Raw genomic sequence first — 4361 nt, forward strand, 5'->3', positions numbered from 1 at the left:
GCCGATGTGCGTGTGCATGTCGATGCCGCCGGCCATCACGACGCAGCCGCTCGCATCGACCTCGTCGTCGACGGCCTCGTGCGGCGCGAGCGCGACGATGCGGCCGTCGCGCACGCCGAGGTCGCGCACCTGGGGCTGGCCGTCGTTCGCGGGGTCGATGACCAGGCCGCCGCGCAGGCGCACGCTGCTCATGCGAGGGCTCCTGCGATGCGATCGATCACGCTGGCCAACGTCGGCAAGCCGTCGTCGTGCACCGCGAACAGCGGCAGCATCACCGAGCCATCGGCCCGGAACAGGTGCCCCGGCGAGCCGATGCCCGGCGTCGACACCGGGATGAACACCGCGGCCGGCGCCCGGGCCAGCGCGGGATGGCCGAGCACGACGGTCGGCAGCGTGGTCGCCGGCGGGGCCAGGTCCGGATCGAAGCTCGACACCCACAGCAGGCTGTCGACCGCCGCGTCGGACAGCAGGCGCTGCGCATCGAAGCACAGCGGCTCGTGCTCGAGCCCGAGCGGCCCCGCGCGCGAGCGCAGCGGCAGGCCCGACAGCCAGGTGAACACCTGGTTCACCGTGCCGGCACCGTTGCCGCCGCCCAGCCACATCGCCGCGGCACGGGTGCGCTGGTTCAGCGTGCCGACGGTGCGGTGGATGCCTTCGACGACCAGCGCGCCCTGGTGCGGCAGCGTGCGCGTCTCGCCGACGAACACCGCGTAGCGCGCCTGCCGCAAATGCGTGGCCAGCGACTGCAGCGCCGCCGGTGCCTCGCGCACGGCGCGCCCTGCGACCAATGCGGACAGCAGCGCGACGGTGGTGAACAGGTCGCCGTGCAGCGGGATCGTGTCCACCGTGATGCCCGGACGCGTGCGCAGGCCGTCGAGCACCGCGTCGTCGGCTGTTCCACCGCCCAGCACCACCACCCGCCGCTGCGCCACGAGCGCCTCGCCGACGCCGCACCGATCGAAGAACTCCGGCGCCTGCCGCACCGGCGTGCCGCCGACGCAGACGATCAGGTCGGCGCGCGTGCGCACCTCGGCCAGCGTCGTGAAGAAGCTGCCGCGGTCCTGCGTCGCGCGCAGCGTGGTCATCAGCGCCTCGCCCTCGGCCGCATCGCAGATCGCGCCGGTCCGGCAGGCCAGGCGGTACAGCGCGCGGGCGCCCGACACATCGGTGCCCAGGCCGGCGAACAGCGGTTGCCGGCTCGCGGCGAGCCGCCGGGCCGCTGCCGCGATGGCTTCGGCGAGCGAGCAGTCCTGGCCGTCCACGCGTGGCGAGGCCGTCGAGGGCCGGGCCGTGAACCGCGCCAGCGCATGGCGGGCGCTGGCACAGCCGCTGCCCGACAGCGTGAGGGCACCCGCGTCGTCGACCTGCACCGTGGCGGTGTCGCACAGCAGCAGGCAGAACGGGCAGGTCCAGCGTGCGGTGGCGGCGCGCGGAGTCACGGAGGTGTCGCTCATGTGCCCGTTTCAACGCAAGCGATGTGCCACGAGGCCCGCCCCGGCAACGGCGAGGGCGCCGCGGGTGCGGCGGCCAGAAGCGGGACACAGTGTCTCGGTTCTGGCGGGAGGCACCCTCCGTTCACCCTGAGCCTGTCGAAGGGCCCGATCATCCTGAGCTTGTCGAAGGGTCGTGCCACAGCGTCGCAGGCCTTCGACAAGCTCAGTCCGACCCTTCGACAGGCTCAGGGCGAACGGGGGGAGAGGGAGCGCCTGCGGTTGGCACGAAACGTGATGCGTCGTCCCGTCATGGACGCATGTGCTTCAGATCAGGCAGGCATTCGGGGCAACCCGAGGTCGTGCAGGGCACTGGCCACCAGCCAGGCCGACGCGCCGGCCGCGCCCGCGCGGGTCAGATCGGCGACGCTCGCGATGCCACCGGCACCGATCAGCCGGGTCTGCGGCGAGCGCGCGGCCAGCTGGCGCAGCGTGTCCAGGTCGGGCCCGGCGCCGGAGCCCACGCGCTCCAGCGTCATCACGATGACGCGTGAGGGCCACAGCTCGGGGGCCTCCCAGCAACCGGCCGCGTCCAGGCGTTCGCCGTCGCGGCGGTCGAGCGACAGGATGCCGCGGCCGGGTGCCGTGAAGCAGGCTGCGAGTGCCGCGCGCGAGCGCAGCGATTCGCTGCCGAAGACCGGCACCAGGCGTTGCGCCAGCGGCCCGAGCGCCGCATCCAGCGCGCGCGCCTGCGACACGTCGGCGAAGCCGGCGTCCAGCCAGAGCTCGATGCCCGGCAAGGCCTCGAGCAGTTGCCGCACGACGGCGACCTGGCCCGCGCCGCCCTGCAGCGCATCGAGGTCGGCGACGTACAGCTGCTGCGCCGCACAGTGCTCGCACAGGATGCGCGCGACGGTGCGCGGATCGCTGCTGGCGCACAGCGCCGAGTCGATCGGCCGGTAGTGCTGCCGCTCACCTCGCACGGCGCGCACCACCTGGCCTTGCAGCAGGTCGATGACGGGAATGACAGTCATGCAGTTGAACCGAGGAGCATCGATGAAACGGGTTTTCGTCTACGAGTATCTCAGCGGCGGCGGGCTGATCCCGTCGGCCGGCGATGCCACCGTCAACGACGAGGCGGCGGCGGCCGAACTGCTGCCGCTCGGCCTGTCGATGCGCGATGCGCTGGCGCAGGATCTGTTGCAGGTCGACGACGTGATGGTGTCGGTGGCGGCCAGCGCGCGGGCGCCGCGCGTGCCGGGCAATGCCGAGCCGGTGCGGCCGCGCGGCGGTGAATCGCCGTTCGATTTCGTCGCGCGCCAGGCCGCCCTGCATGACGTGGCCTGGGTCGTCGCGCCCGAGACCGGCGGCCTGCTGGCGCGCATGCAGCAGGTGGTGGGTGCCGCGCGCTGGCTGGGGTGCAGCGCGCAGGCCATCGCGCTGAGCTCGGGCAAGCGCGCCACGCTGCAGCACCTGGCGGGGCAGGGCGTGACCACGCCGCTCGCCTTCGAGCACGTGCCGGAGGTGGATCGCTGGGTGGTCAAGCCCGACGATGGCGCGGGCGGCGTCGCGACCCGGGTGCACACCTGGCAGGACGACGCGCTGAGCGACTGGGACCGGCGCTCGACCGCCGGCAGCCCGATGGCCATCGAGCCCTGGGTCGACGGCGAACCGCTCAGCGTGTCGATGCTGTGCACCGCGCAGGGCAGCGAGGTGCTCAGCGTGAACCGCCAGGACATTGCCATCGATGCGGACGGCACCTTGTCGTTCGAAGGGGTCGAGGTGAATGCGATCGCGCTCGACAGCGAGCGCGGGCGGGCGCTGTCGCGGCTGGCCGCGCAGGTGGCGAAGGGCATCCCGGGCCTGCGTGGCTTCGTCGGCATCGACGTGGTGTGGCACCCGCGCTGCGGGCCGGTGCTGATCGAGGTGAACCCGCGCGTCACCTGCGCCTACGTGGGCCTGTCGGCGGCGCTCGGCCGCAACCTCGCGGCCGACCTGCTGCGCGAGCATGCCGTCGGCGCGGCGGGCGACGGCCATGGATGACGCCACCGTCGTCGGCTGGGACATCGGCGGCGCGCACGTCAAGGCCTGCCTGCTGCAGCGCGGCCGCGTGGTCGACGTCGCGCAATGGGCCTGCCCGTTGTGGCAGGGCATCGAACACCTGGAGCGCGCGCTGCAATCGGCCCGTGAGCGCTGGCCCGCGGCCGCGCAGGCCCGGCACGCAGTGACGATGACGGGCGAGATGGTCGACCTGTTCGAGCACCGCGAGGCCGGCGTGCAGCGCATCGCGGCGCTGCTGTGCGAGGCCTGGCCCGCAGCGCCGGTGCAGTTCTTCACCGGGGACGAGGGCTGGTGCGACGGCGAACRCGTGGCCGCCGAGTGGCAGCACATCGCTTCGGCCAACTGGCTGGCCACGGCGTTGCACGCGGCGCGCGACCTCGAGGGTTTTCAAAGAGAGGGCGTGCTGATCGACATCGGCAGCACCACCACCGACATCATCGCGTTCAAGCACGGGCAGGTCGTCACGCAGGCGCGCAGCGACGTGCAGCGCCTGGCCACCGGCGAGCTCGTCTACCAGGGCGTGGTGCGCACGCCGCTGTGCGGGCTGGCGCGGCAGATTGCGTGGCGCGGCGAGCGGCTCAACGTGATGAACGAGTACTTCGCCACCGTGGCCGACGTGTACCGCCTGACCGGCGAGCTGGACCCGGCGCACGACCTGTACCCGAGCGCCGACAACGCGCCGAAGGACCTGCCGGCCACGCGCAAGCGGCTGGCGCGGATGATCGGCATGGATGCGCGCGATGCCTGCGATGGCGAGTGGCTGGTGTTCGCGCAGGACTGGCGCGCCGCGCAGGTGGACGAACTGGGCGCGCAACTGCAGCGCGTGATGGCGATGCACCGGATGTCGGCCGATGCCGTCGTCGTCAGCGC

Annotated in this window: 4 protein-coding genes and 1 pseudogene; 2 read left to right on the forward strand and 3 right to left on the reverse strand. The window is 73.0% G+C overall.

The features are described from left to right. The 3 genes and pseudogenes from AC1D01_RS22550 to AC1D01_RS22560 all read right to left on the reverse strand — a co-directional run. A pseudogene (locus AC1D01_RS22550) lies at positions 1-192 on the reverse strand (formylmethanofuran dehydrogenase subunit A); the annotation flags it as partial. Further along, on the reverse strand, positions 189-1454 hold the full coding sequence (locus AC1D01_RS22555) for a molybdopterin-binding domain-containing protein (RefSeq protein WP_477870246.1): 1266 nt from the start codon (positions 1452-1454) through the stop codon (positions 189-191). The gene AC1D01_RS22555 and the pseudogene AC1D01_RS22550, both read right to left, overlap by 4 nt. A 308-nt stretch (positions 1455-1762) precedes the next feature. After that, the gene (locus tag AC1D01_RS22560; RefSeq protein ID WP_477870248.1) at positions 1763-2464 is read right to left on the reverse strand and encodes a HisA/HisF-related TIM barrel protein; all 702 of its coding nucleotides are present in this window, start codon (positions 2462-2464) and stop codon (positions 1763-1765) included. Positions 2465-2486: 22 nt separating this feature from the next. On the opposite strand from AC1D01_RS22560, the gene AC1D01_RS22565 reads away from it, so the two are divergent. Together AC1D01_RS22565 and AC1D01_RS22570 are read left to right on the forward strand one after the other, a co-directional pair. After that, entirely contained in the window at positions 2487-3473 is a 987-nt protein-coding gene (locus AC1D01_RS22565; protein ID WP_477870250.1) for an ATP-grasp domain-containing protein, read from the forward strand. Next, positions 3466-4361: hydantoinase/oxoprolinase family protein (locus tag AC1D01_RS22570; protein WP_477870252.1), on the forward strand; the 896-nt coding region annotated here is incomplete at its 3' end. The genes AC1D01_RS22565 and AC1D01_RS22570, both read left to right, overlap by 8 nt.

The sequence above is a fragment of the Rhizobacter sp. P3_B12 genome (assembly GCF_056402895.1).